At 65.6% G+C, this 26,057-nt stretch carries 27 protein-coding genes; 20 read left to right on the top strand and 7 right to left on the bottom strand.

Translation table 11 applies throughout. The annotated features are described in order from the left end of the window. Window positions 1–2: 2 nt before the first annotated feature. From ACSQ9E_RS31400 to ACSQ9E_RS31420, 5 genes are all read left to right on the top strand, one after another. A complete protein-coding gene (locus ACSQ9E_RS31400; RefSeq protein ID WP_436220060.1) occupies window positions 3–203 on the top strand; it encodes a hypothetical protein in 201 nt (66 codons plus the stop codon). After that, window positions 200–1,165 carry a LysR substrate-binding domain-containing protein gene (locus ACSQ9E_RS31405; RefSeq protein WP_057268545.1) on the top strand — a complete coding sequence of 322 codons (966 nt, stop codon included), beginning with the start codon at window positions 200–202 and terminating at the stop codon, window positions 1,163–1,165. The genes ACSQ9E_RS31400 and ACSQ9E_RS31405 overlap by 4 nt, the downstream gene beginning before the upstream one ends. Before the next feature lie 357 nt (window positions 1,166–1,522). Continuing rightward, window positions 1,523–3,259, top strand: coding sequence for a dipeptidase (locus ACSQ9E_RS31410; RefSeq protein ID WP_436220061.1), 1,737 nt, complete (start codon window positions 1,523–1,525; stop codon window positions 3,257–3,259). Window positions 3,260–3,382: 123 nt separating this feature from the next. Next, window positions 3,383–3,883: a Dps family protein gene (locus tag ACSQ9E_RS31415; protein WP_057268547.1), complete on the top strand. Its 501-nt coding sequence runs from the start codon at window positions 3,383–3,385 to the stop codon at window positions 3,881–3,883. A gap of 184 nt (window positions 3,884–4,067) precedes the next feature. After that, window positions 4,068–4,442: a response regulator gene (locus ACSQ9E_RS31420; protein WP_057268548.1), complete on the top strand. Its 375-nt coding sequence runs from the start codon at window positions 4,068–4,070 to the stop codon at window positions 4,440–4,442. Between the two features lie 195 nt (window positions 4,443–4,637). Here the strand turns inward: ACSQ9E_RS31420 and ACSQ9E_RS31425 are convergent, their stop codons facing one another. Genes ACSQ9E_RS31425 through ACSQ9E_RS31440 form a run of 4 tightly spaced genes read right to left on the bottom strand, consistent with a single transcriptional unit; the run spans window position 4,638 to window position 10,655 of the window. Beyond that, entirely contained in the window at window positions 4,638–5,786 is a 1,149-nt protein-coding gene (locus tag ACSQ9E_RS31425) for a hybrid sensor histidine kinase/response regulator (protein WP_057268549.1), read from the bottom strand. Continuing rightward, window positions 5,783–6,394 (bottom strand): chemotaxis protein CheB, encoded by a 612-nt coding sequence (locus ACSQ9E_RS31430; RefSeq protein ID WP_436220062.1) that lies wholly within the window; start codon window positions 6,392–6,394, stop codon window positions 5,783–5,785. The genes ACSQ9E_RS31425 and ACSQ9E_RS31430 overlap by 4 nt, the downstream gene beginning before the upstream one ends. Then, complete coding sequence (locus tag ACSQ9E_RS31435) at window positions 6,391–7,233, bottom strand: CheR family methyltransferase (protein WP_436179991.1); 843 nt, start codon at window positions 7,231–7,233, stop codon at window positions 6,391–6,393. Before ACSQ9E_RS31435 ends, ACSQ9E_RS31430 begins: the two co-directional genes overlap by 4 nt. After that, the gene (locus ACSQ9E_RS31440) at window positions 7,230–10,655 is read right to left on the bottom strand and encodes a response regulator (RefSeq protein ID WP_436179990.1); all 3,426 of its coding nucleotides are present in this window, start codon (window positions 10,653–10,655) and stop codon (window positions 7,230–7,232) included. The genes ACSQ9E_RS31435 and ACSQ9E_RS31440 overlap by 4 nt, the downstream gene beginning before the upstream one ends. 174 nt (window positions 10,656–10,829) lie before the next feature. Here ACSQ9E_RS31440 and ubiA point away from each other — a divergent pair, with 174 nt between their 5' ends. Then, window positions 10,830–11,714 carry a 4-hydroxybenzoate octaprenyltransferase gene (gene ubiA, locus ACSQ9E_RS31445; RefSeq protein WP_436220063.1) on the top strand — a complete coding sequence of 295 codons (885 nt, stop codon included), beginning with the start codon at window positions 10,830–10,832 and terminating at the stop codon, window positions 11,712–11,714. Between the two features lie 17 nt (window positions 11,715–11,731). On the opposite strand, the gene proC is transcribed toward ubiA, so the two are convergent. The 3 genes from proC to ACSQ9E_RS31460 form a co-directional block, all read right to left on the bottom strand. Continuing rightward, window positions 11,732–12,568 (bottom strand): pyrroline-5-carboxylate reductase, encoded by an 837-nt coding sequence (gene proC / locus ACSQ9E_RS31450; protein ID WP_436220064.1) that lies wholly within the window; start codon window positions 12,566–12,568, stop codon window positions 11,732–11,734. 76 nt (window positions 12,569–12,644) lie between these two features. After that, window positions 12,645–14,138, bottom strand: coding sequence for a glycerol kinase GlpK (gene glpK / locus ACSQ9E_RS31455; RefSeq protein ID WP_436220065.1), 1,494 nt, complete (start codon window positions 14,136–14,138; stop codon window positions 12,645–12,647). A 47-nt stretch (window positions 14,139–14,185) separates the two neighbouring features. Further along, window positions 14,186–14,950, bottom strand: a complete 765-nt coding sequence (locus tag ACSQ9E_RS31460) for a DeoR/GlpR family DNA-binding transcription regulator (protein WP_436220066.1) — start codon at window positions 14,948–14,950, stop codon at window positions 14,186–14,188. 202 nt (window positions 14,951–15,152) lie between these two features. Between ACSQ9E_RS31460 and ACSQ9E_RS31465 the strand changes: the two genes are divergently transcribed. The 14 genes from ACSQ9E_RS31465 (at window position 15,153) to rplR (ending at window position 26,049) form a co-directional block, all read left to right on the top strand. Beyond that, window positions 15,153–16,229 carry an ABC transporter ATP-binding protein gene (locus ACSQ9E_RS31465; RefSeq protein ID WP_436220067.1) on the top strand — a complete coding sequence of 359 codons (1,077 nt, stop codon included), beginning with the start codon at window positions 15,153–15,155 and terminating at the stop codon, window positions 16,227–16,229. Window position 16,230: 1 nt separating this feature from the next. Next, window positions 16,231–17,322: an ABC transporter ATP-binding protein gene (locus ACSQ9E_RS31470; RefSeq protein ID WP_436179985.1), complete on the top strand. Its 1,092-nt coding sequence runs from the start codon at window positions 16,231–16,233 to the stop codon at window positions 17,320–17,322. Further along, on the top strand, window positions 17,319–18,215 hold the full coding sequence (locus tag ACSQ9E_RS31475; protein WP_436179984.1) for a carbohydrate ABC transporter permease: 897 nt from the start codon (window positions 17,319–17,321) through the stop codon (window positions 18,213–18,215). The genes ACSQ9E_RS31470 and ACSQ9E_RS31475 overlap by 4 nt, the downstream gene beginning before the upstream one ends. Continuing rightward, window positions 18,208–19,020 carry a carbohydrate ABC transporter permease gene (locus tag ACSQ9E_RS31480; RefSeq protein WP_057268556.1) on the top strand — a complete coding sequence of 271 codons (813 nt, stop codon included), beginning with the start codon at window positions 18,208–18,210 and terminating at the stop codon, window positions 19,018–19,020. The genes ACSQ9E_RS31475 and ACSQ9E_RS31480 overlap by 8 nt, the downstream gene beginning before the upstream one ends. A 12-nt stretch (window positions 19,021–19,032) precedes the next feature. Then, window positions 19,033–19,341, top strand: a complete 309-nt coding sequence (locus tag ACSQ9E_RS31485; protein WP_428003269.1) for a DUF2160 domain-containing protein — start codon at window positions 19,033–19,035, stop codon at window positions 19,339–19,341. Window positions 19,342–19,442: 101 nt separating this feature from the next. Further along, window positions 19,443–21,173: an ABC transporter substrate-binding protein gene (locus ACSQ9E_RS31490; protein ID WP_436220068.1), complete on the top strand. Its 1,731-nt coding sequence runs from the start codon at window positions 19,443–19,445 to the stop codon at window positions 21,171–21,173. Window positions 21,174–21,348: 175 nt separating this feature from the next. Next, window positions 21,349–22,941, top strand: a complete 1,593-nt coding sequence (locus ACSQ9E_RS31495) for an FAD-dependent oxidoreductase (protein WP_436220069.1) — start codon at window positions 21,349–21,351, stop codon at window positions 22,939–22,941. Between the two features lie 194 nt (window positions 22,942–23,135). Further along, window positions 23,136–23,504, top strand: coding sequence for a 50S ribosomal protein L14 (gene rplN / locus ACSQ9E_RS31500; RefSeq protein ID WP_057203960.1), 369 nt, complete (start codon window positions 23,136–23,138; stop codon window positions 23,502–23,504). A 9-nt stretch (window positions 23,505–23,513) separates the two neighbouring features. Then, the gene (gene rplX / locus ACSQ9E_RS31505) at window positions 23,514–23,834 is read left to right on the top strand and encodes a 50S ribosomal protein L24 (RefSeq protein WP_057203961.1); all 321 of its coding nucleotides are present in this window, start codon (window positions 23,514–23,516) and stop codon (window positions 23,832–23,834) included. 9 nt (window positions 23,835–23,843) lie between these two features. Continuing rightward, window positions 23,844–24,383 carry a 50S ribosomal protein L5 gene (rplE, locus tag ACSQ9E_RS31510; RefSeq protein WP_057203962.1) on the top strand — a complete coding sequence of 180 codons (540 nt, stop codon included), beginning with the start codon at window positions 23,844–23,846 and terminating at the stop codon, window positions 24,381–24,383. An 8-nt stretch (window positions 24,384–24,391) separates the two neighbouring features. Then, window positions 24,392–24,697: a 30S ribosomal protein S14 gene (rpsN, locus tag ACSQ9E_RS31515; RefSeq protein WP_007861712.1), complete on the top strand. Its 306-nt coding sequence runs from the start codon at window positions 24,392–24,394 to the stop codon at window positions 24,695–24,697. A 20-nt stretch (window positions 24,698–24,717) separates the two neighbouring features. Next, complete coding sequence (gene rpsH, locus ACSQ9E_RS31520) at window positions 24,718–25,113, top strand: 30S ribosomal protein S8 (protein ID WP_057203963.1); 396 nt, start codon at window positions 24,718–24,720, stop codon at window positions 25,111–25,113. Between the two features lie 25 nt (window positions 25,114–25,138). After that, entirely contained in the window at window positions 25,139–25,672 is a 534-nt protein-coding gene (gene rplF / locus ACSQ9E_RS31525) for a 50S ribosomal protein L6 (protein WP_057203964.1), read from the top strand. Between the two features lie 11 nt (window positions 25,673–25,683). Next, window positions 25,684–26,049, top strand: coding sequence for a 50S ribosomal protein L18 (rplR, locus tag ACSQ9E_RS31530; protein WP_007861721.1), 366 nt, complete (start codon window positions 25,684–25,686; stop codon window positions 26,047–26,049). The last annotated feature ends 8 nt before the right edge of the window (window positions 26,050–26,057 follow it).

Consider the following 26,057-nt stretch of genomic DNA (forward strand, 5'->3'; position numbering starts at 1 on the left):
CCATGACGCACGTCGTCCCTGTTGCCGAGCCGTTGCCGGCCGTCACCGTGTCCCACCCGCTGGCCTTCCCTACCGTTGCAGCCTGTGCGAGGATTCTTGTGCTGCTGCCGGTCTTCTTTCTGCACCGCTGCAGCACCACGCCCTGGGTTGCCGGGCGCGCGGCGCTGCACAATGCAGGGTCTACCCGTCTGGAATCTCCATGACCCTCACCGAACTCAAATACATCGTCGCGGTGGCGCGCGAAAAGCACTTCGGCCACGCCGCCGATGCCTGCTATGTGTCGCAGCCCACCCTGTCGGTGGCCATCAAGAAGCTCGAAGAGGAACTTGACGTGAAGCTTTTCGAGCGCAGCGCCGGCGAAGTGACCGTCACCCCGCTGGGCGACGAGATCGTGCGCCAGGCGCAAAGCGTGCTGGAGCAGGCGGCCGCCATCAAGGAGATCGCCAAGCGCGGCAAGGACCCCCTGGCCGGGCCGCTGACCCTGGGCGTGATCTACACCATCGGCCCCTACCTACTGCCCGACCTGGTGCGCCACTCGATCGCACGCACCCCGCAGATGCCGCTGATGCTGCAGGAAAACTTCACCGTCAAGCTGCTTGAGATGCTGCGCACCGGCGAGATCGATTGCGCCATCCTGGCCGAGCCCTTTCCCGACACCGGCCTGGCCATGGCGCCGCTGTACGACGAGCCCTTCATGGCGGCCCTGCCCAGCACCCACCCGCTGGGCACGCAGAAATCCATCACTGCCGCAGAACTCAAGAGCGAAACCATGCTGCTGCTGGGCGCGGGCCACTGCTTTCGCGACCATGTGCTGGAGGTCTGCCCCGAGTTCGCGCGCTTTGCCAGCAATGCCGAGGGTATCCGCAGGTCCTTCGAGGGTTCGTCGCTGGAAACCATCAAGCACATGGTGGCGGCCGGCATGGGCGTGACCCTGGTGCCGCGCCTGTCGGTGCCGCGCGATGCGCTGCTCACGGTGTCCCGCCGGCGCAAGAGCGACGAGAACTACATCCGCTACATCCCCATCCGCGAGGACGATGGCAGCCCGCCACCCATGCGCCGCGTGGTGCTCGCCTGGCGGCGCAGCTTCACGCGCTACGAAGCCATTGCCGCGCTGCGCAACGCGATCTACGCCTGCGAGTTGCCGGGCGTCACGCGCCTGTCGTGAGGTGAGCACCCCCTGAGGCGCTGTGCGCCTTCACCCCTCTCTCATATTGCTTTGCAATCTGGGAGGGGGACGCCCCCAGCGCAAGCGCTGGATACGCCGTCTTCGCGGCGGGGCGGCCCTTGCGCGGGTGCGCTGGCTTGGGTCGCGCCAGTTTCATGCTCTGCGCCTGCCTTGCGCGCAGGTCGGAATGAAATCTGCCTTTCAGGGCATGTCTGGCGCTGCCGGGGCCGGCAGCGATACACTTTCGCCGCGCAGGGCACGCCGGCGTGCCATACACGGGGCCCGGTGCTGCGAAGCAGCGCCACATGCCGCCCGCACCTGTCCCGCGCTCCCCAATTCCCAAGGAAAGCTACAGAGATGAAGAAAATTTTGATGGCCGCAGGCCTCGCCGTGGGCCTTGCCGCCTGCTCCAGCGTGACGACCAACGCGCCGCAGGCCAGGACGATCAAGAAGGTCCAGATGGACCGCCTGGTGGCTGCATTGCCCGCCGCCGCCCAGGGCAGCTTTGATGAGTTCCTGGCGCAGGCCGCGCGTGAGAACCCCATGCTGCAGGCCAGCGTGGCCGGCTACAAGGCCAAGGCCCCGCTGGCCGGGGACGACCTTGTCAACATCAGCCGCCTTCTGGGCCTGTACAACCGCCTGCGCAACCAGGCTGCGGTGATAGACACCACGGCGCGCATGGTCGCCCTTCCCACCTTCAGGAGCGACAAGGTGCCTCCGCACGAGGACAAGGCCATCATCGCCTTCGGTGCGCTGGTCGAAGCCATGGCCAAGGATTTCGGCCTGGAATACCGCAATGTGGACAACCGCATCTTCGAGGTGAAGCTGCCGGGCACGGGCAAGGAAGAATTCGGCATCCTCACGCATGCCGACGTGGTGCCCGTGGTGGCCGACGAATGGGTGCTGGAGGACGGCACGCGCCTCGATCCCTTCAAGCTCACGCGCGTGGGCGGCAACCTGTATGGCCGCGGCTCCATCGACGACAAGGGCTCCATCGCCACCGTGCTGTATGCGATGAAGGCCGTCAAGGACAGCGGCCTGCCGCTGGCGCGCACCATCCGCCTCATGATCGAGACCACCGAAGAGACCGGTGGCGACGCCATGAAGTACTACCGCACCAAGACCGAGCTGCCCGAGTACAACATCGTGCTCGACAGCAAGTACCCGGCCGTGGTCGCAGAGAAGGGCTCGGGCGCGCTGCGCACCTCGTTCCCGCTGCAGGATGCGCCGGCCGGCTTCACCTACATCGCTGCCATGGCCGGTGCCGCCTCCACCAACGCCGTGCCGCAGACCGCGACCGCGCGTCTGCAGGGCGGTGACCTGGCTGCCGTGGCGGCCCGCCTGAACGCGGCCAAGGCCGCGTTCATCGCCAAGTACACGCCCCAGGGCGGCAGCTTCGGCATCGACGTGGCGCAGGACGCCAGCGCGGTGCAGATCAAGGTGACCGGCACCTCCGCCCACGGCTCGCGCCCCGAAGAAGGCGTGAACCCGCTGCCGCGCCTGGCACTGTTCCTACGCGAATCCGACGTGCCCGTGGCGCCCACCGGCTATGCCAACGCCGTGCGCTACATTGCCGAGCTGTATGGCACGGACTACCTCGGCCGCACCATCGGCCTGGCCTATGGCGATGATTTCATGGGCCCGCTGACCATGTCGCCCAACCTCGTGCGCGAGAAGGATGGCATGGTCGACGTGCTGGTGAACGTGCGCATGCCGCGCGGCAGAACGCCCGACGCCCTGGTGCACGCCACCAAGGTCAAGGTCAACGACTGGGCCGCGCAGGCGTCCGTTCCGGTGATCATCGACCACCAGCAGGGCAACTGGATGGCGCGCGACCCCAAGGGCGCCTGGCTGTCCACACTGCTAAACACCTTCGGCGACACCACGGGCCTCCCAGCCCAGCCGGTGTCCACCGCCGGCAGCACCACGGCCAAGCTCATGCCCAACGCCATCAACTTCGGCCCCGCCATGCCCGGCAAGAAGTACACGGCCCACAACGCCAAGGAATTCAAGGAAGTGGTGGACCTCGATGCCGACATGCAGATGTTCACCGAGATGCTGGTGCGCATCGGCAATTTGGGCCAGATGCAGTGAGGGAAAAGGCGCTTGCGCTAAAGTGACCGCAAGCCGCCGCGCCCTGGCCGGGAGCCTTCCCGGTCCACCGGTGCGGCGTATTTCCATCGATTGATCGACCACCATCCCAACGAAGGAGCTCCCATGGCCAAAGCCGCCAAGTCCACCGCCCCCACCATCAACATCGGCATCAGCGAAAAAGACCGCGCTGCCATCGCCCAGGGCCTGTCGCGCCTGCTGGCCGACACCTACACGCTGTACCTGACCACGCACAACTTCCACTGGAACGTGACGGGGCCCATGTTCAACACGCTGCACACCATGTTCATGGCCCAGTACACCGAGCTGTGGAACGCGGTGGACCCGATTGCTGAGCGCATCCGCTCGCTGGGCCACATCGCTCCCGGCTCGTATGCCGACTTCGGCAAGCTGGCCACCGTCGCCGATGCGCCGAGCAAGCCGCCCAAGGCGCTGGACATGGTGCGCGTGCTGGTCGAAGGCCATGAGGCCGTGGCCCGTACGGCGCGCAGCCTGTTCCCCCTGGCCGACAAAGCCAGCGACGAGCCCACGGCCGATCTGCTGACCCAGCGCCTCACGGTGCACGAGCAGACCGCGTGGATGCTGCGCTCGCTGCTCGAAGAATAAGCCCTGGCCAGCCACGCCAGCGGGGCCACGGGGCCCCGTTTTTTCGTCCGGCCAGGCCTTTCCCCGCAGGGCCGCGCTGCACGATGGGTGCTCGTCCTACAAGCGGAATCGGCGCTTTGCTGAATGATCGCCGCTGGCATTTGCTTCTTTCAACCACGGCCAGCCTTCGAGAACACGACGCCCTATGCGAATCCTTTATGTAGAGGACAACCCCGAACTGCGCGAAACCATCGGCATGCTGATGGAGGGTGAGGGGCGCGCAATCACGACCTGTACAACGGCTGAAGAGGCGCTGGAACTCGAAAAGGCCGGCAGCTTTGACCTGCTGGTGACCGACGTGAGCCTGCCCGGGCTGTCGGGCACGGACCTGGCTCGGCAGGTGCTGGCGGTGGACCCGCAGCGCTGGGTGGTGCTGTGCACCGGCTATGACCTGGGCGCGCATCCATCGGGCTGGGGCCCCCATGTGCGCACGCTGATGAAGCCTTTCGAACTGGAAGACCTGGAGGCGTTGCTGGTGCAGGTGCAGTCCACCCTCGAAAAGACGCCCGCCGGGCTCTGAGAGGCTGAGAATCTCTCGTCCATGCCCGCCTTGCACGCCAAAACACCCCGGCTCGTCGTTGCAAATGCTCGCCATAGCCCCGGCTATGGCTGTGCTTTGCGCCTAGAGCCGAAGTGTTTTGACACGCCCTGCGGACACGGCCAAAAAATCCCCAGCCTCTGATTTCCTGAGCTGCCGGCGCGGGTAGTCGTGCGATCAGCCCGCAGCCGCAGCGCCGCAGCGCGGCAGAACCACATGGAAGCGCGTGGTGCCGTCTTCGGACTGCACATCGATCCGGCCGCCATGCGAGCGCACGATCTGCTGCACGATGAACAGGCCCAGCCCCAGGCCCTGGTGGCGCCCCGGTTCCTGGTCACGCCCCCGGAACGGGCTGAACAACTGCGGAAGCAGGGCCGGCGGAATGGTGCCGCCGTTGGTCACCGTCAAGGCGACAGTGTCCGTGTCGGTGCCATCGAGTGCCACATGGATCGCCACTGCGGGATCGCCGTGGTGCACCGCATTGCCGATGAGGTTGATGGCCAACTGGCACAGGCGCTCCTCGTCCCCCATGCCGGCCAGATTCCCCTGGTCGCTGGTGCTGATCACATGGTTGGGAAAGCTGGTGCGTATCTCCTGCAGCGAGCGCTGCAGCACGGCATGCAGGTCCACGGGGGCCATGCGCATCGCCAGGCCGGTGCCCTGGCGGATGCGCGTCACGTCCAGCAGATCCTCGATCATGCGTGCCATGCGCTGGCTGCTGCTGAGCACGCGGCCGGCCAGTGCCTGCGCCCTGTCCGCCGCCAGCGGCTGGCGTTGCAGCGCCGTGGCCGCCGCGCCGATGGCCATCAGCGGCGTGCGAAGGTCATGGCTGAGCACCGCCATGAACATTTCGTTGATGCGCAGGGCCTCGGTGCGCTCGCGCAGTTCGCGTGCCAGGCTGCGCTTTTGGCGGAACAGCTCGAAGAACACTCCCGCCTTGGACGCCAGCATCTGCGGATCGATGGGCTTGTACAGAAAGTCCACGGCCCCCGTTTCGTAGCCACGGAACTGCCAGTTCGGGTCGCGCGAACCGGCGGTCATGAAGATCAGGGGGATATGGCGGGTGCGCTCGCTGCCGCGGATCAACTCGGCCAGCTCGAACCCGTTCATCTCTGGCATCTGCACGTCCAGCAGGGCCAGCGCCACGTCACCGTGCAACAGCAGCAGCTCCAGTGCCTCGGGGCCCGACTGGGCCTTGAGCACCTCGATGCTGTCGCTGTGCAGCAGGGCTTCCACGGCCACGAGGTTTTCGGGCACGTCGTCCACCACCAGGCACTTGATGCGCTCGGCGGGCGGTGGCGGTGGGTGCAGAAGGGTGGGGCTCACAGGATTCTCCGCATTTGCAGTTCGGTCAGCAGGGATGCAATGTCCGAAGGGGGGAGGATGTGGTGCGGCGTCATCAGGTCCAGCGCGGACTGGGGCATGGCGGACATGGCGGCGCTTGCGGGGGACTGCACGATGCAGAGCCCCCCTGCAGCGCCGATGGCGGCCATGCCACGGGCGCCATCGTGGTTGGCGCCGGACAGGAGCATACCAATCAAACGCCCTCCATAAATGTCCGCCGCCGATTCGAACAGCACGTCGATGGACGGGCGCGAGAAGTGCACGGGCGCATCGACCGACAGCGCCAGCTGCGGACCGGCATCCACCAGCAGGTGGTAGTCGGGTGGGGCAAAGTACACGCTGCCGGCCTCGATGGGCTCCTTGTCCTGCGCCTCGGCCGTGCGCAGCGCACAGCGCGGGCGAAAGATCTCGGGCAGCAGGCTGGGTGCCTCGCGCGGCAGGTGCAGCGTGACCAGCACCGCCACGCAGGTCTGCGCCTGAAGCGATGGCAGGATGGTGGAGATGGCATCGATGGCGCCCGCCGAGCCACCGATCACGATGGCATCGAATGCGCGCGGCCCGTGCGGGTACACCGGGGCTGCGGTAGTCATATGCCCACCTTCTTGCGGTAGATACGGTCTTCGAGCACGAAGTCGTCGAAGGCCGGGGCCTGCTCGGTGAAGCGCATCGACTCCTTGGACCCCAGGCCCAGGAAGCCCCGGCGGCACAGCGCCTCCTTGAACAGGCCCAGCGCCCGGTTCTGCAGCTCGCGCTCGAAATAGATCAGCACGTTGCGGCAGGACACCAGGTGCACCTCGGCAAACACCGTGTCCGTGGCCAGGCTGTGGTCGGAGAACACCACCTGCTTGCGCAGCGCACGGTCGAACACCACCCGGCCGTAGCCGGCCGAGTAGTAGTCCGACAGCGAGGTCTTGCCGCCCGAGCGTGCATGGTTCTCGGTGAAAGCGGCCACGCGCGCCAGGTCGAACACGCCGGCCTCGGCGGCCTGCAGGGCCTGCTGGTTGATGTCGGTGGCGTAGATGATGGTGCGTTCGAGCAGGCCTTCCTCGTGCAGCAGGATGGCCAGCGAGTACACCTCCTCGCCGTTGCTGCAGCCGGCCACCCAGACCTTGAGCGAGGGGTAGGTGCGCAGGATGGGGATCACCTGCTCGCGCAGCGACTTGAAGTAGCGCGGGTCGCGGAACATCTCGCTGACCTGCACCGTGAGGTATTCGAGCAGCGCCGGGAACACGGTCGCGTCGTGCAGCACCTTGTCCTGCAGCTGCGACAGCGTCTGGCAGCCAAAGCGCGAGATCGCGGCCTGCAGGCGCCGCTTGAGCGAGGCCTGCGCGTAGCCGCGAAAGTCGTAGTGGTAGCGGTAGTAGATCGCGTCCAGCAGCAGGCGCTGCTCGATGTCGGCAATCCTGGCCGTCTTGGGTTGGGCGCTCACTTGGGCATCCACACCCGTACCAGCGACAGCAGCTTCTCCACGTCCAGTGGCTTGGCGATGTAGTCGTTGGCGCCGGCGGCCAGGCATTTGTCCTGGTCGTCCTTCATGGCCTTGGCCGTGAGGGCGATGATGGGCAGCCTGCGCCAGGCGGGCTGCTTGCGGATCTCGCGCATGGCGGTGTAGCCATCCATCTCCGGCATCATGATGTCCATCAGCACCAGGTCGACGGCGGGCCCGGTGCCGCCCGAGCGCTCCAGGAACTCGAGCGCCTCGCGGCCGTTGCGCGCGATCTGCACCGAGATGCCCGTGGGCTCCAGGATGCTGGAGAGCGCGAACACGTTGCGCACGTCGTCCTCCACCACCAGCACCGTGCGGCCCTCGAAGGCCGCGTCGCGGCTGCGCGCTACCTGCAGCATCTGCCGGCGCTCCACCGAAAGTTCGGATTCCACCTGATGCAGGAACAGGGTCACCTCGTCGAGCAGGCGCTCGGGCGAGCGTGCGTCCTTGATGATGATTGACTTGGAGAAGCGGCGCAGCTGCTGTTCCTCGTCGCGCGTCAGGGCGCGGCCGGTGTAGACGATGACTGGCGGAAAGGAGACGTCTTCCTGCTCGGACATGGCCTGGAGCAGCTCGTACCCGCTCAGGTCGGGCAGGTTCACATCCATCACCATGCAGTCGAAGGTGCTGCTGCGCAGATAGTCCAGGGCCGCCGTGGCGTTTTCCACGCACACGATGTCCACGCCGTCGCTGGCCAGCAGGGCGCGCACGCTCTCGCGCTGGCGCGCGTCGTCTTCCACCACCAGCACGCGGCGCATGCCCTGGGTGAACTTGGCTTCCAGGCGCTGCAGGGCGTGTACCAGTTCTTCGCGCTTGACGGGCTTGAGCGCGTAGCCAACGGCACCGCGGCCCATGGCCTCCTGCGAGTAGTCGGCCACCGACACCACGTGCACGGGGATGTGCCGGGTGGCCGGGTTGCGCTTGAGCTGGTCGAGCACCCCGAGACCCGAGAAGTCGGGCAGGTTCACGTCCAGCACGATGGCGCTGGGCTGGTGCAGGGTGGCGGCAGCCAGGCCCTCCGTGGCCGTGTGGGCCAGGATGCAGTGGAAATCCATCTCCTGCGCCAGGTCGTTCAGGATGTTGGCAAAGCGCACGTCGTCCTCGATCACGAGGATGTTGCGCTCGCCCTTGGGGCGCGCTGCCACGGGCAGGATGGCGGGGGCTGTCGGCGCCGGCCGGGCAGGCCTGGAGGCTGGCGGCGCGCTGGCGGCGCTCTGGGGGGCCTGGAAGGCACGGCCGGTGGATGGCTCGTCGGACTGCACGGCATGGCGCGGCACGGTCAGGGTGAACTCGCTGCCCTGGCCCGGCGTGCTGTGGATGGCGATGCTGCCGCCCAGCAGTTGGGCCAGATCGCGCGAGATCGACAGGCCCAGGCCGGTGCCGCCATACTTGCGGTGGGTGCTGCCATCGGCCTGGCGGAAGGCCTCGAAGACCAGCTCCTGCTGGTGCTCGGGAATGCCGATGCCGGTGTCGCGCACGGCAAAGGCCAGCAGGTCGCCTGGTTGGTGCGAGACATGCAGCGCCACGCTGCCCTGCTCGGTGAACTTGACGGCGTTGGACAGCAGGTTCTTGAGCACCTGGCCCAGGCGCAGGGCGTCGGTGTCCATGGTGGCCGGTACGTTGGCATCGATGGTGAGCGCCAGACTCAACCCCTTCTCCTCGGCGATGGGGCGCAGCGGGTCGACCAGGGCCTGCATGGCGCGCGCGATGTCCACGGTCTCGATGTCGATGGTGGCCTGGCCGGCCTCGATCTTGGACAGGTCCAGGATGTCGTTGATCAGCGCCAGCAGGTCGTTGCCGGCCGAGGAGATGGTCTGCGCGTACTTGACCTGCTCGCCCGTCAGGTTGCCGGCCTTGTTGTCGGCGAGCAGCTTGGCCAGGATCAGGGTGGAGTTGAGCGGGGTGCGCAGTTCGTGGCTCATGTTGGCCAGGAACTCGCTCTTGTACTGGCTGGTCTGCTCGATCTCGCGCGCCTTCTCGGTCAGGTCCGACTGGGCGGCCAGCAGCTCCTCGCGCTGGTTCTCGAGCTGCTGGGTCTGTTCTTCCAGCTGTGCATTGGTCTGCTCCAGTTCGGTCTGCTGCAGCTCCATCTGCGCCTGCGACTCCTGCAGGATGCGGCTTTGCTGCTCCAGCTCTTCGTTGTTGACGCGCAGTTCCTCCTGCTGGGCCTGCAGCTCTTCGGACTGGCGCTGGGTCTCTTCGAGCAGGGCTTCGAGCCGGCTGCGGTCCTGGCCCGAGCGGATGGCCACGGCCAGCATCTCGGAGGCCTGCTTGAACAGGCGGTGCTCGAATTCGTCCACCGCGCGGTAGAAGCCGAGTTCGATCACGGCAAACACCTCGCCGTTCTCCATGGCGGGTGCCACCAGCAACTCGGCCGGCGCCGACGCGCCCGTGCTGGAGGACACGGTCAGGTGGTTGGCCGGCACGTCGCGCACGTGCAGCAGCTCGCGCGAGCGCGCGCACTGGCCCACCAGGCCTTCGCCATCGATCAGTTTCTGCGCCAGTCGCTCGCGCGGCAGGGCGTAGCCGCCGAACAGGGTGAAACCACCCTGCTCGTCAACAGCGTAGGCCGCGCCCACCTTGGCGTTGAGGTAGGTGGCCAGGTATTCGAGCGCCAGTTCGCCGATCTCTTCGACGCGGCGGTCGCCCTGCAACTGTTGTGCCAGGCCGCTCAGGCCCGTGACCACCCAGTTCTGGCGCGCCTTGAGGCGGTGCTCGCGCGCCGTAAGGGCTGCCGAGATGCAGATCAGCACCAGCAACACCAGGGACCCGCCCCAGGAATAGTAGGCCGAAAGGGCGGCCGCTTCTTCCCAATTGCGGCGGCGGTCCTCCAGTTCCTGGGTCTGCAGGCCCGCCAGGTCGGAGGCCAGGTCCCGGATGCGGTCCATGATGTTCTTGCCTGCATCCGTGCGCACCAAGGCCATGGCCCCGTCCACGTTGCCGGTCTTGCGCAGCTCCACGGTTTCGGCGAGTTCGCTGCGCTTTTGTTTGGTCAGGTCTTCGATCTGGACCACGAGTCGCAACTGGCCCGGGTTGCTGCCCGTACTGGTCTTGAGGGCTGCGATCTGGCGGTCCAGGACGTTCTGTGCCAGCAGGTAGGGCTGCAGGTACGAGGCATCGCCTGTGAGCAGGTAGCCGCGCTGGCCGGTTTCCAGGTCCTTCATCGCCGAGTGCACCAGCGACAGCTGGCGCATGCCCTGCGAGGTGCGGTCCATCGCCGCCACGGCTTCGGCCCGGACCTCGGACGCACGGTAGTTGACGAAGGCAATGACCAGCGTGGCCAGGGCCGCCACGATGAACCCCGCCATCAGGCTGCGGGGAATGGCAAAACGCTGGGCGGCCTGGGTACTCGGTGATCGGGGCATGCGAAGCGGGTTCCGGGTGAGGGGCAACCGGACAATGTAACGGGTTTGTACAAATTCCCGGTGTAGGACATTTCCTGCATCGCAAGCGCGGCGAGTGGGGTCCTCGCGGCTGCTACATTCCCGGTGCCGCCCGCCCGACGGGCAACATTGCCCGTATTTGCCGCCTTCTTCGCCATGTCAGCCCCTTCGCGCAGCCGCCTGTCCCTCTACCTTGACCTGATCCGTTGGAACCGGCCCGCCGGCTGGCTGGTTTGCCTGTGGCCCACCTTGAGCGCGCTGTGGATTGCCTCGGATGGTTTTCCGGGCTGGCACCTGCTGGCGGTGTTCGTGCTGGGCACCTTTCTCATGCGCAGCGCCGGCTGCTGCGTGAACGATGTGGCCGACCGTGACTTCGACCGCCATGTCAAGCGCACGGCGGCGCGGCCCGTGACCACCGGGGCCATTTCCGTCAAGGAGGCGCTGACCCTGGGCGCCGTGCTCGCGCTGGTGTCCTTCGGCTTGGTGCTGACCACCAATGCAGCGGCCATCGCCTGGTCCGTGCCCGCCGTGCTGGTGGCCATTGCCTACCCGTTTTCCAAGCGCGTGATTTCCATGCCACAGGCGGTGCTGGGCATTGCCTTCAATTTTGGCATCGTGATCGCTTTCGCCGCAGTGCAGGGCCAGGTGCCAGCCGTGGCCTGGTGGATGTGGCTGGGAAACCTGTTCTGGGTATTGGCCTATGACACCGAGTACGCCATGGTCGACCGCGACGACGACCTGAAGATCGGCATCAAGACCTCGGCCATCACCCTGGGCCGTTTCGATGTGGCAGCCATCGTGCTGTTCTACCTGCTGTTCCTGGCCATCTGGGGCGTGGCGCTGGCGCCCTATGGCCTGGGCCCGGTGTACTGGCTGGCCACGGCCGCAGCCCTGGCGCAGGGTGTCTGGCACTGGACGCTGATACGCCACCGTACCCGCGAAGGCTGCTTCATCGCCTTCCGCGTCAACCACTGGCTCGGCGCCACGGTGTTCGCCGGCATTGCCGGCAGCTATGTGCTGCGGCAGATGGCGGCCAACTGAATAGCAATCTCCAGGGCTCAGGCCCCGAACTCGTTGCCCAGTTCGTCGGCGCGCTGCTCGGCGGCTTTCATCGCGCGCTCGAAGGCCTCGCCCACGCCATCCTTTTCCATGGACTGCAGGGCCGCATAGGTGGTACCGCCCTTGGACGTGACGCGCTGGCGCAGCACGGCCGGTGACTCGTCTGAGCGGGCCGCCAGTTCCGAGGCGCCCACGAAGGTGCCTACTGCCAATTGGTGGGCCTGTTCTGCCGAGAGGCCCATGGCCGTGCCCGCGCGCGCCATGGTTTCCAGGAAGTAAAAGACATAGGCCGGGCCCGAGCCCGACAGGGCCGTCACAGCGTCGAGCTGTTTTTCGGTGTCCACCCACAGGTATTCTCCCGTGGTGGCCATGATGGCCTGCACGCTCTCGCGCTCCGCTGGTGACACACCGGGGCGGGCATACAGAGCGCTCATGCCCTTGCCCACCAGGGCCGGGGTGTTGGGCATGGTGCGCACCACGCGCTCGCTGCCAAGCCACTGGGCGATGCTGTCCGAGCGGATGCCGGCGGCCACGCTCAGGTGCAGGGCGTCATCTGTGTGCGCGCGGGTCTGGGCGGCGGCATCCTTGAAGGTCTGGGGCTTGACGGCCCAGACCACGATGCGGGCGCGCTGCAGGGCCGGCCCGGCCTCGGGCTGTGCCTGCAGACCATGGTTCTTGAGCAAGGCGTCCCGCGCCTCGGCCCAGGGCTCGACCACCTCGATCTGGCTGGCCGGGTGCCCCTGGCGGATGAGGCCACCGATGATGGCGCTGGCCATGTTGCCGCCGCCGATGAAGGCGATCACGGGGAGGGAGGGGGAGGCGGTGGTCTGGCTCATGGTGTGCAGTCGGAAGAACGAAGACAAGGGAACGGCAGGGGCATGATGGTAGCCGCCCCGCCGACCACCGGGGTCCTCATTCCAGGGTGGCTTGGCGCACGGCCAGTTCCCAGCGCTCCATGAGTTCCTGCGCGCGCGCCTTGCCCAGGGTGGGCACGAAGCGCCGTTCGGCCCGCCACAGCTGCGAGAGCTCGGTCGTGCTGCCGTACACGCCGCTAGACAGGCCTGCAAGATAGGCGGCGCCCAGGGCCGTGGTCTCGATCACGGCCGGGCGCACCACGGGTATGCCCAGCAGGTCGGCCTGGAACTGCATCAGCAGGTCGTTGATGCAGGCCCCCCCATCCACGCGCAGCTCGCTCACCGGGGCGCCGCCAGCCGCCACGGCATCGCGGCTCATGGCCAGCAGCAGGGCGGCGCTCTGGTAGGCGATGCTCTCCAGTGCGGCGCGCGCGATATGGCCCAGGGTGGAGCCGCGCGTGAGGCCGGTGATGGTGCCGCGCGCATCGGGCTTCCAGTACGGGGCGCCCAGGCCGGTGAAGGCCGGCACCATCATCACGCCGCCCGAGTCGGGCACGCTCTGGGCAAGCGACTCGACCTCGCCGCTCGTGGAGATGGCGCGCAGGCCGTCGCGCAGCCACTGCACCACGGCGCCGCCCACGAAGACGCTGCCCTCCATCGCAAACTCGGTCTGCGTGCCGGCCTGGGCCGCACTGGTGGTGAGCAGGCCGTTCTGCGAGGTCTGGAAGGTGGTGCCCGTGTGCATCAGCATGAAGCAGCCCGTGCCATAGGTGTTCTTGGCCATGCCCGCACCAAAGCAGGCCTGGCCGAACAGCGCGCTCTGCTGGTCGCCTGCCACACCGCCCACGCGGATGGCGTGGCCCAGCAGGTCGGGCGCCACGTCGCAGAAATGCGAGCTCGATGGCTGCACGCTGGGCATCAGCGATTTGGGAATGCGCAGCAGCGCCAGCAGCTCATCGTCCCACTGGTTGGTGTGCACGTTGAACAGCATGGTGCGCGAGGCATTGCTCACATCGGTCACATGCACCTCGCCATGCGTGAGCTGCCACATGAGCCAGCTGTCCACCGTGCCGAAGGCCAGCTCGCCGCGCTCGGCCTGCGCGCGTGCGCCCGGCACATGGTCCAGCAGCCACTGCAGCTTGGTGCCCGAAAAATAGGCATCGATCAGCAGGCCGGTCTTGGCCTGGATGGTCCCGGCCTTGCCTTGCTCGCGCAGTGCGGCGCAGGCGGGTTCGGCCCGGCGGTCCTGCCAGACGATGGCGTGGTGCACCGGCAGGCCGGTCTTGCGGTTCCACAGCACGGTCGTCTCGCGCTGGTTGGTGATGCCCACCGCGCGGATGGCGCTGGCCTGGAGGTTCGCCTTCTCCAACGCCTCGCGGGCCGTGGCCAGCTGGGTGCGCCAGATCTCCAGGGGGTCGTGTTCCACCCAGCCGGGCTGGGGGTAGATCTGCGGCAGCTCGCGCTGGGCCTGGGCCACGATGTGGCCTTGCTCGTCGAAGACGATGCTGCGGGAGCTGGAAGTGCCTTGGTCAAGTGCGAGCAGGTAGGTCATGGCGGGCAAGGATAAGTCAGGCAGCGCACTGCCGGATGGTGCGGGGATCAGGCGGCGACGGTACAGAGCACCTCGGCATCCTGCAGCAGCATGGGGAAGGGCTCGGGCGGCGGCGCATCGGTGAACAGCCGGTCGATCTGCTGCAGGGTGGCCAGTTGCACCATGGCCGGGCGGTTGAACTTGCTGTGGTCGGCCGCCAGCCAGACCTCGCGCGACTGGGCAATGATGGTCTGCGCCACCTTCACCTCGCGGTAGTCGAAGTCGCGCAGCGAGCCGTCGGGCTCGATGCCCGAGATGCCGATCAGCGCGATGTCCACGCGGAACTGGCGGATGAAATCCACCGCCGCCTCGCCCACGATGCCGCGGTCGCGCGTGCGCACCACCCCGCCGGCCACGATCACCTCGCATTCGGGGTTGCCGCTCAGGATGGCGGCCACATTCAGGTTGTTGGTGATCACGCGCAGGCCGCGGTGGTGCAGCAGCGCCTTCGCGATGGCTTCGGTGGTGGTGCCGATGTTCAGGATCAGCGAGCAGTCGTTGGGTACCTGCTCGGCCACGGCGCGTGCAATGCGCGCCTTGCCCTCGGCATGCAGGGTTTCGCGCTGCGTGTGGGCCAGGTTCTCCACGGTGGAGCTGGGCACTCGCACCCCGCCGTGAAAGCGCGTGAGCAGGCCCGATTCCGCCAGGCGCTGCACGTCGCGGCGCACCGTCTGCAGGGTCACGCCCAGGGTCTCGGCCAGCTGTTCGACGCTGGCGGATTTGCGCGCGCGCACTTCTTCAAGGAGCAGGAGTTGTCGGGGGTTGGTATTCACGCGAATGGATCAGCAAGAAGGACGCCAGTAGTGGATGTACTTTAAATGGAACAAAAAGGAACCCGTTAAGGGTAAACCTTGATTTGAAACGATCACAAAAGAACAAGAATGAACGCAATCGAAAACAAACGACCGCTGTGCGCTTGCGTCTGCGGTTTGGCACAACAGGCCCCTCGAGGGGCACTATGGAAAGGCATGCGTGATGCAGCTGGCACTGGACAGCATCAGCAAGAGGGTGGGGGCGCAGACTTGGCTCCATGGCATGAGCATGGCGCTGCACAGCGGCGCCGTGACGGTGCTGCTGGGCGCCACGCAAGCCGGCAAGACCAGCCTGATGCGCATCATGGCCGGGCTCGACACGCCCACCGCCGGCGCCGTGCGGGTGGACGGTGCGGACGTGACCGGCGTGCCGGTGCGCGAGCGCAACGTGGCCATGGTCTACCAGCAGTTCATCAACTACCCCTCGATGAAGGTGGCGGACAACATCGCCTCGCCGCTCAAGCTGCGCGGCGAAAAGAACATCGACACCCGGGTGCGCGAGATCGCCGCCCGCCTGCACATCGAGATGTTCCTGGACCGCTACCCGGCCGAGCTCTCGGGCGGGCAGCAGCAGCGCGTGGCGCTGGCCCGGGCCCTGGCCAAGGGCGCGCCGCTGATGCTGCTCGACGAGCCGCTGGTGAACCTGGACTACAAGCTGCGCGAGGAACTGCGCGAGGAACTGACCCAGCTGTTCGCCGCCGGCCAGTCCACGGTGGTCTATGCCACCACCGAGCCGGGCGAGGCCCTGCTGCTGGGCGGCTACACCGCCGTACTCGACGAAGGCCGCCTTCTGCAGTATGGCCCCACGGCCGAGGTGTTCCATGCCCCCAATTCGCTGCGCGTGGCGCGTGCCTTCAGCGACCCGCCGATGAACCTGATCGCGGCCACCGTGGCAGCGCAAGGCGTGCAATTGCAAGGCGGAGCCACGCTGTCCATCCCGCTGCCAGAGGGTACGGCGGCCGGCGCTGTCACCGTGGGCGTGCGCGCCAGCGCACTGCGCGTGCACGCCCGCCCCGGCGACGTGGGCGTGAACGGCACGGTGGAGTTGGCCGAGATCTCGGGCTCGGACACCTTCGTGCATGCCTCCACCCCCTGGGGCGACCTGGTGGCGCAGCTCACCGGGGTGCATTACTTTGAACTGGGCACGCCCCTGGCGCTGCACCTGGACCCGGCGCAGGCCTATGTGTTCGGCGCCGACGGCGCGCTGGTGTGGGCGCCTGCGCGCCTGGGAGGGCGTTGAGATGGCACGTATCAGCCTGGACCTGGCGCATTCCTACAAACCCAACCCGCAGCAGGACGGCGACTACGCGCTGCTGCCCCTGAAAATGGAGTTCGAGGACGGCGGTGCGTATGCGCTGCTCGGCCCCTCGGGCTGCGGCAAGACGACCATGCTCAACATCATGTCGGGCCTGCTCGTGCCCTCGCATGGCAAGGTGCTGTTCGACGGCCGCGATGTGACACGCGCCAGCCCGCAGGAGCGCAACATCGCGCAGGTGTTCCAGTTCCCCGTGATCTACGACACCATGACGGTGGCCGAGAACCTGGCCTTCCCGCTGCGCAACCGCAAGGTGCCCGAAGACCAGATTAAGCAGCGCGTGGGCGTGATCGCCGAGATGCTGGAGATGAGTGGCCAGCTCAACCAGCGCGCGGCGGGCCTGGCGGCCGACGCCAAGCAGAAGATCTCGCTGGGCCGCGGCCTGGTGCGCTCGGACGTGGCGGCCGTGCTGTTCGACGAGCCGCTCACGGTGATCGACCCGCACCTGAAGTGGCAGCTGCGCCGCAAGCTCAAGCAGATCCACCACGAGCTCAAGCTCACGCTGATCTACGTGACGCACGACCAGGTCGAGGCGCTGACCTTTGCCGACCAGGTGGTGGTGATGACGCGCGGCCGTGCCGTGCAGGTGGGCTCGGCCGATGCGCTGTTCGAGCGCCCCGCGCACGTGTTCGTGGGCCACTTCATCGGCTCACCGGGCATGAACTTCCTGCCCGCGCAGCGCGATGGCGCAAGCCTCTCGGTGGCCGGGAACCGCCTGGCGGCGCCCGTGGGCCGCACGCTGCCCGAAGGCGCCCTGCAGGTGGGCATACGGCCGGAGTACCTGGCCCTGGCCGAGCCAGAACAGCCGGGCGCCTTGCCTTGCACCGTGGTGCAGGTGCAAGACATCGGCACCTACCTGATGCTCACCGCCCGGGTGGGCGAGCACACGCTCAAGGCACGCTTTGCGCCGGAGACCCGCTTGCCATCGACCGGTGACACGGCGTGGCTGCAGGTGCTGGGAACGCACACCTGCTTCTACCAGAACGAACAATTGCTGGCTGCGGAGGTCACCCCATGAGCACCACGACCAAGCCGGTGAACCAGAAGGCCTGGTTCCTGATCCTGCCGGTCATCATCTGCGTGGCCTTCTCGGCCATCCTGCCACTGATGACGGTGGTGAACTACTCGGTGCAGGACATCATCTCGCCCGAGCGGCGCGTGTTCGTCGGCACCGAATGGTTTGCCGCCGTGATGCGCGACGAGGAGCTGCACGCCGCGCTGTGGCGCCAGATCACCTTTTCGCTGGCGGTGCTGGCGGTGGAGATTCCGCTGGGCATCATGCTGGCGCTGTCCATGCCCGCGCAGGGCTGGAAGTCGTCGGCCGTGCTGGTGGTGGTGGCCCTGTCGCTGCTGATCCCCTGGAACGTGGTGGGCACCATCTGGCAGATCTACGGCCGCGCCGACATCGGGCTCATGGGCCGCATGCTGCAGGAGATCGGCATCGAGTACAGCTACACCGGCAATGCCACGCAGGCCTGGCTCACGGTGCTGCTGATGGACGTGTGGCACTGGACCCCGCTGGTGGCGCTGCTGGCCTTCGCCGGGCTGCGCTCCATTCCCGACGCCTACTACCAGGCGGCGCGCATCGACGGGGCCAGCAAGTTCGCGGTGTTCCGCTACATCCAGTTGCCTAAGATGCGCGGCGTGCTGATGATCGCGGTGCTGCTGCGCTTCATGGACAGTTTCATGATCTACACCGAGCCCTTCGTGCTCACGGGCGGCGGGCCGGGCAATGCCACCACCTTCCTGAGCCAGTACCTGACGACGAAGGCCGTGGGCCAGTTCGATCTGGGCCCGGCGGCGGCGTTCTCGCTGATCTACTTCTTCATCATCCTGCTTCTGTGCTTCATCCTCTACAACTGGATGCAGCGCGTAGGCACCGCCAACAACGAGGGGGCCGGCCATGAATGAAAAACGCTTCCACAAGCGGTCGCTGTTCCTGATCGCCTATCTGATTTTCGCCGTGTTGCCCATCTACTGGATGATCAACATGAGCTTCAAGACGAATGCGGAGATCCTGTCCTCGTTTTCGTTCTTTCCCCAGCACTTCACCTGGGACAACTACAGGACCATTTTCACCGACGAATCCTGGTACTCGGGCTACATCAACAGCCTGATCTACGTGGGCATCAACACGGTGATCTCGCTCACCGTGGCGCTGCCGGCAGCCTATGCCTTCTCGCGCTACCAGTTCATGGGCGACAAGCATGTGTTCTTCTGGCTGCTGACCAACCGCATGACGCCGCCTGCCGTGTTTCTGCTGCCCTTCTTTCAGCTGTACACCACGGTGGGGCTGATGGACACACACATCGCCGTCGCGCTGGCCCACCTGTTGTTCAACGTGCCGCTGGCGGTGTGGATCCTGGAGGGCTTCATGAGCGGCATCCCGCGCGAGATCGACGAGACCGCCTACATCGACGGCTACAGCTTCCCGCGCTTCTTCGTGACCATCTTCCTGCCTCTGATCAAGGCCGGCGTGGGCGTGGCAGCGTTCTTCTGCTTCATGTTCAGCTGGGTGGAGCTGCTGCTGGCGCGCACGCTGACCAGTGTGAACGCCAAGCCCATCGTGGCCACCATGACGCGCACCGTGAGCGCCTCGGGCATGGACTGGGCAACACTGGCCGCGGCCGGCGTGCTCACCATCGTACCGGGCGCCATCGTGATCTGGTTTGTGCGGCACTACATCGCGAAGGGTTTCGCGATGGGCCGCGTTTAAGAAGGAGCTGCCATGTTCGAGTGGATGGCCTGGACCCTGCCGGTGGCGGTGTTCTTCACGTGCATCGTGCTGATGCTGGCTGGCATGGCGGTGTGGGAGTTCAAGTCCCCCACCACGATGCGCAAGGGCTTTCTGCCCCTGGAAACAACGCGCGGCGACCGCCTGTTCATCGGGCTGCTGTCGGCGGCCTACGTGAACCTGATCTTCGTGGGCGTGAGCGGCAAGCTCGCGCAGTGGTTTGAGCTGGGCGAGGACCCGTCGATCTGGTTCAGCTTCGTGCTGTCCATGCTGTTGCTCGCGCTGATCATGCGCAAGGGCTGACGACGCCCTGGAAATGTTCCCGTCGCGCGGCTCAAACCTTCCCCGGAGCCGGGCGACCCTTGTGTATCCAATGGGGAGATGACTATGAGGAGACAGGCACTATGAAGACGCGGTATACAGCGCTGGCACTGGCGGTAGCAGTCGTGACCGGGCAGTCGGCCATGGCGGGCGAGGCCGAAGCCAAGAAGTGGGTCGACAGTGAGTTCCAGCCTTCCACGCTGAGCAAGGACCAGCAGATGGCCGAGATGAAGTGGTTCATCGATGCTGCCAAGAAGCTCCAGGGCAAGGGGGTCAAGGAGATCTCCGTGGTCTCCGAGACCATCACCACCCACGAATACGAATCCAAGACCCTGGCCAAGGCCTTCGAGGAGATCACGGGCATCAAGGTCAAGCACGACCTGATCCAGGAAGGCGACGTGGTCGAGAAGCTGCAGACCTCGATGCAGTCGGGCAAGTCGATCTATGACGGCTGGATTTCGGACTCGGACCTGATCGGTACCCACTACCGCTACGGCAAGATGATGAACCTGACCGACTACATGGCAGGCGACGGCAAGGAGTGGACCAACCCCGGTCTGGATCTCAAGGACTTCATCGGCACCAAGTTCACCACGGCGCCCGATGGCAAGCTCTACCAGTTGCCCGACCAGCAGTTCGCCAACCTCTACTGGTTCCGCGCCGACTTGTTTGACCGCAAGGACATCAAGGACAAGTTCAAGGCCAAGTACGGCTACGACCTTGGCGTGCCGCTCAACTGGAGCGCCTACGAGGACATCGCCGAGTTCTTCACCAACGACGTGAAGACCATCGATGGCAAGGCCATCTATGGCCACATGGACTACGGCAAGAAGGACCCGTCGCTGGGCTGGCGCTTCACCGATGCCTGGCTGTCCATGGCCGGCACGGCCGACATCGGCGCGCCCAATGGCCTGCCGATCGACGAATGGGGCATCCGCGTGGCCGACGACAAGTGCACGCCCGTGGGCGCCTCGGTGGCCCGCGGCGGCGCGACCAATTCGCCCGCCGCCGTCTACGCGCTGACCAAGTACGTGGACTGGATGAAGAAGTACGCGCCCAAGGAAGCCACGGGCATGACCTTCGGCGAAGCCGGCCCCGTGCCGGCCCAGGGCCAGATCGCGCAGCAGATCTTCTGGTACACCGCCTTCACGGCCGACATGGTCAAGCCCGGCCTGCCCGTGGTGAATGCCGATGGCACACCCAAGTGGCGCATGGCCCCCGGCCCGAACGGCCCGTACTGGAAGCAGGGCATGCAGAACGGCTACCAGGACGTGGGCTCGTGGTCCTTCTTCAAGGGCCATGACGCCAACAAGACCGCTGCTGCCTGGCTCTACGCCCAGTTCGTGACGGCCAAGACCACCTCGCTCAAGAAGACCCTGGTGGGCCTGACGCCGATCCGCGAAAGCGACATCCAGTCCAAGGCCATGACGGACGCTGCCCCCAAGCTCGGTGGCCTGGTGGAGTTCTACCGCAGCCCGGCCCGCGTCGCATGGTCGCCCACCGGCACCAACGTGCCCGACTACCCCAAGCTGGCCCAGTTGTGGTGGAAGAACGTGGCCCAGGCCGTCACGGGTGAAAAGACGCCCCAGGGCGCCATGGACACGCTGGCCGACGAGATGGACCAGGTGATGGCCCGCCTGGAGCGCGCCGGCATGGCCCACTGCGCGCCCAAGCTCAACCCCAAGAGCTCACCCGCCAAGTGGCTGAGCGACAAGCAGGCCCCTTGGGCCAAGCTGGCCAATGAGAAGCCGAAGGGCGAAACCATTGCCTACGACAAGCTGCTGCAGGCTTGGAAGGACGGCAAGGCGCGCTGAGCGCCCTGGCCCCTGGCGGCCGGTCCCTGTCCATCTATCCATGGACAGCCGGACGCCATTTTTCTCCTCCGCACCCGCGGGCGCGGGAGGCCCACCAGGCCAATCCGCCCCGCAGGTGTCAAGAATTCAGGGTTTACCCTAGCCCAGCCCCCGTGCCTGTGGACAATCAGCACCTATGACCCACGCTTTCGCTCCCCTGCCCACGCGGCGCTCCGACCTCCTTGACCGCCTTGCCGCGCCGCACCAGTACGACTTGGCCGTGATCGGGGGCGGGGCGACGGGCCTCGGTGTGGCGCTGGACGCGGCGGCCCGGGGCTTCAGCGTGGTGCTGGTCGATTCGCACGATTTTGCCAAGGGAACCTCCTCGCGTGCCACCAAACTGGTGCACGGAGGCGTGCGCTACCTGGCCCAGGGGAACATCGCGCTGGTGCGCGAGGCCCTGCACGAGCGCACGACGCTGCTCAACAACGCCCCCCACCTGGCCCAGCCCCTGGCCTTCGTCATGCCGTCCTACAAGGTGTGGGAGACACCGTTCTACGGCATCGGCCTGATGATGTACGACGCCCTGGCCGGCAAGGCGGGCCTGGGGTCCACCCAGTTCCTGGGCCGCGCCAAGACGCTGCAATGCCTGCCCAACGCGCGCCAGGACGGACTCAAGGGCGGCGTGAAGTACTGGGACGGCCAGTTCGACGATGCCCGCCTGGCGCTGGCCCTGGCCCGCACGGCGGCCGCCAAGGGTGCGCTGCTGGTCAATTACTGCCCGGCGACCTCGCTGGTCCATGACAACGGCAAGGTGGCCGGCTTCGTCTGCGAAGACAGCGCCAGCGGCCGCCAGTTCACCGTGCGCGCCAAGGCCGTGGTCAACGCCACCGGTGTCTGGGTGGATGCCCTGCGCCAGATGGATGGCGACGCCATCGGCCGCCCTGTCAAGCCCATCGTGGCGCCCAGCCAGGGCGTGCACATCGTGGTGGACCGCGAATTTCTGCCCTCCGACCATGCCCTGATGGTGCCCAAGACGGCCGACGGCCGGGTGCTTTTTGCCGTGCCGTGGCTGGGCAAGCTCATTTTGGGCACCACCGACAGCCCGCGCCAGGACGTGGTGCGCGAGCCCCTGGCCTTCAAGGAAGAGGTGGCCTTCATCCTCGACGAGGCGGCCCGCTACCTCACCCGGGCCCCCAAGGTGGCCGACATCCGCAGCATCTGGGTGGGCCTGCGCCCCCTGGTCAAGCCGCAGGACGACGACGGCGACAACACCAAGAAGATCAGCCGCGAGCACACCGTGCTGGCCAGCAAGAGCGGCCTGGTGACCGTGACCGGTGGCAAATGGACGACCTACCGCGCCATGGCCGAGGACGTGTTGCAAAAATGCTTCACCGTAGGCCTGCTGCCGGAGACGGCCGCTGGCGTCACCAACCGCCTGCCCCTGGTGGGCACGCCCGCCGAGCCGGTGCGCCACCGCATCAGCGACGCCCAGGGCTTGCATTCCTACGGGGGTGAGGCCTCGTGCGTGCAGGCGCTGCCGGGTCCAGGGGTGGACCTGGGTGGCGGCCTGACCGAGGCCATGGTGCGCTTTGCCGCACGCTTCGAGTACGCCTGCACGGTCGAAGATGTGCTGGCCCGCCGCTCGCGCATGCTGTTCCTGGACGCCCGCCAGGCCATCGCCAGCGCCCCTGCGGTGGCGGCCCTCCTGCAGGAGGAGCTGGGCGCCGATCCACAACTGGATGCGTTTTTGTCACTTGCCGAGCAATATTTGCACGCGCCAGTGTGATAGGCACTTGACTTCGCCTTGTGCTTTGGCAATAATCGAGGGCTTCGCGTTTCCTACGTGAAGTTTCTGCCCAGCGGGAAGTGCTGCAAATGGTTTGCGGTGCGGACGACGGGCCCAAGACTGACTGGCTGATCTGCAGCCCTTGAGAAGTTCTCTGGGGCCGTGGTCTTCTGGTGCAAGTTGGGAATATTGAAATGATCCAGACAGAATCTCGGTTAGAGGTTGCCGACAATACCGGCGCCAAGTCCGTCCTTTGCATCAAGGTGCTGGGTGGCTCGAAGCGTCGCTATGCAAGCGTTGGCGACATCATCAAAGTGAGCATCAAAGAAGCCGCTCCGCGTGGCCGCGTCAAAAAAGGCGAGGTTTACAGCGCAGTGGTCGTTCGCACCGCAAAGGGTATCCGCCGCGGTGATGGCTCGCTCGTCAAATTCGACGGCAACGCAGCAGTGTTGCTGAATGCAAAGTTGGAGCCTATCGGCACCCGCATCTTTGGACCCGTGACGCGTGAACTGCGTAACGAAAAGTTCATGAAGATCGTGTCCCTGGCTCCTGAAGTTCTCTAAGGACGCGCCATGAACAAGATTCGCAAGGGCGACGAAATCATCGTGCTGACAGGGCGCGACAAGGGCAAGCGCGGCACGGTGTCGTCGCGCAAGGACGATTCCTATGTGCTGATCGACGGTATCAACGTCGTCAAGAAGCACGCCAAGCCGAACCCCATGAAGGGTACGACGGGCGGCATCGTTGAAAAGTCCATGCCTATTCACCAGTCCAACGTAGCCATCTTCAATGCGGCTACCGGCAAGGCTGATCGTGTGGGCATCAAGGTGCAGGCAGACGGCGCACGCATTCGCGTGTACAAGTCCAGCGGCGCTGAAATCAAGGTGGCCTAAGGGGCAAACATGGCACGACTCCAAGAAATCTACCGCGACAAGATCGCTCCCGAACTGATCAAACAGTTCGGCTACACCTCGCCCATGCAGGTTCCCCGTCTGACCAAGATCACGCTCAACATGGGTGTGAGCGAGGCAGTCTCGGACAAGAAGGTGATGGACAACGCCGTGGCGGACCTGACCAAGATCGCTGGTCAAAAGCCCGTGGTCACCAAGGCCAAGAAAGCTATCGCCGGTTTCAAGATCCGCGAAGGCCAGGCCATCGGTTGCATGGTCACGCTGCGTGGCGTGCAGATGTATGAGTTCCTGGACCGTTTCGTGACCGTGGCTCTGCCCCGCGTTCGTGACTTCCGTGGTATCTCCGGTCGCGCTTTCGACGGCCGTGGCAACTACAACATCGGCGTCAAGGAACAGATCATTTTCCCTGAAATTGAATACGACAAGGTTGACGCCTTGCGTGGTCTCAATATCAGCATCACCACGACGGCCACGTCCGACGAAGAAGCCAAGGCTCTTCTCGCTGGTTTCCGTTTCCCGTTCAAGAACTGAGGCAGGGTATGGCTAAAGTAGCTTTGATCCAGCGCGAACTGAAGCGCGAAAAACTGGCCGCCAAGTACGCAACGAAGTATGCGGAACTGAAGGCGATTGCCGGTGACGCCAAGCGCAGCGACGAAGAGCGTGATGCAGCCCGCCTGGGCCTGCAGAAGCTTCCCCGCAATGCGAACCCCACGCGCCAGCGCAACCGTTGCGAAATCACCGGTCGTCCGCGCGGTACCTTCCGTCAATTCGGTCTGGCCCGCGCCAAGATCCGTGAACTGGCTTTTGCAGGCGACATCCCCGGTGTCACCAAGGCCAGCTGGTAAGCAGGCAGGAGAATTACAACATGAGCATGAGTGATCCTATCGCTGACTTGCTGACCCGCATCCGTAATGCACAGATGGTCGCCAAAGCCACGGTTCTGGTGCCTTCTTCCAAAGTGAAGATTGCCATCGCCCAGGTGCTGAAGGACGAGGGTTATATCGACGGATTCCAGGTCAAGACCGAATCCGGCAAGTCCGAACTCGAAATCGCCCTGAAGTACTACGCAGGTCGCCCGGTGATTGAGCGCATCGAGCGCGTCAGCCGCCCTGGCCTGCGTGTCTACAAAGGCTACGATTCCATCCCGCAAGTCCAGAACGGTCTTGGTGTGGCAATTGTCACCACCCCCAAGGGCGTGATGACCGATCGCAAGGCGCGCGCTACCGGTGTCGGTGGCGAAGTGCTCTGCTACGTGGCCTAACCCGCGACATTGAGGAGAAACTGAAATGTCCCGAGTAGGAAAAATGCCCGTGACCATCCCCGCTGGCGTGGATGTGTCCGTTAAAGCCGACCAGATCTCTGTCAAGGGTACTGGTGGTGTTCTGTCGCTGGCGCAAAACGTGCTGGTGAAGGTGTCGAGCAACGACGGCAAGCTCAGCTTTGAGCCTGTCAACGATTCTCGCGAAGCCAATGCCATGAGCGGCACGATCCGCCAACTCGTCAACAACATGGTTGTGGGCGTGAGCAAGGGTTTCGAGAAGAAGCTGACCCTGATCGGCGTGGGCTACAAGGCCGCCGCCTCCGGCGCCAAGCTCAACCTGGCTGTCGGTTATTCGCACCCGGTCAACATCGAGATGCCCGCTGGCATCACGGTGGCCACCCCCACCCCCACGGAAGTGGTTGTGAAGGGTGCCGACCGCCAACGCGTTGGCCAAATTGCTGCTGAGATCCGTGCTGTTCGTCCACCCGAGCCCTACAAGGGCAAGGGCATCCGCTATGCGGACGAGAAGATCACGATCAAAGAGACCAAGAAGAAGTAAGGAGCTGCAACATGTTGACCAAGAAAGAGCAGCGTCTTCGTCGTTCGCGCCAGACCCGTATCCGCATTGCACAGCAAGGCGTGGCCCGTCTGACCGTGAACCGCACGAATCTCCATATTTATGCCAGCGTCATTTCCGGCGACGGCAGCAAGGTGTTGGCAAGCGCCTCCACCGCAGAAGCCGACGTCCGCAAGGAACTCGGTGGTTCGGGCAAGGGCGGCAATGCCGCTGCAGCCACGGCCATCGGCAAGCGCATTGCTGAAAAGGCAAAGGCTGCTGGCGTTGAGAAGGTTGCATTTGATCGCTCAGGCTTTGCCTACCACGGTCGCGTCAAGGCTCTGGCCGACGCAGCCCGTGAAGCTGGCCTGCAGTTCTAAGCGGAGCG

Origin of the sequence: Acidovorax sp. LjRoot118 (assembly GCF_964253575.1) — a bacterium.
GTDB lineage: Bacteria > Pseudomonadota > Gammaproteobacteria > Burkholderiales > Burkholderiaceae_C > Acidovorax.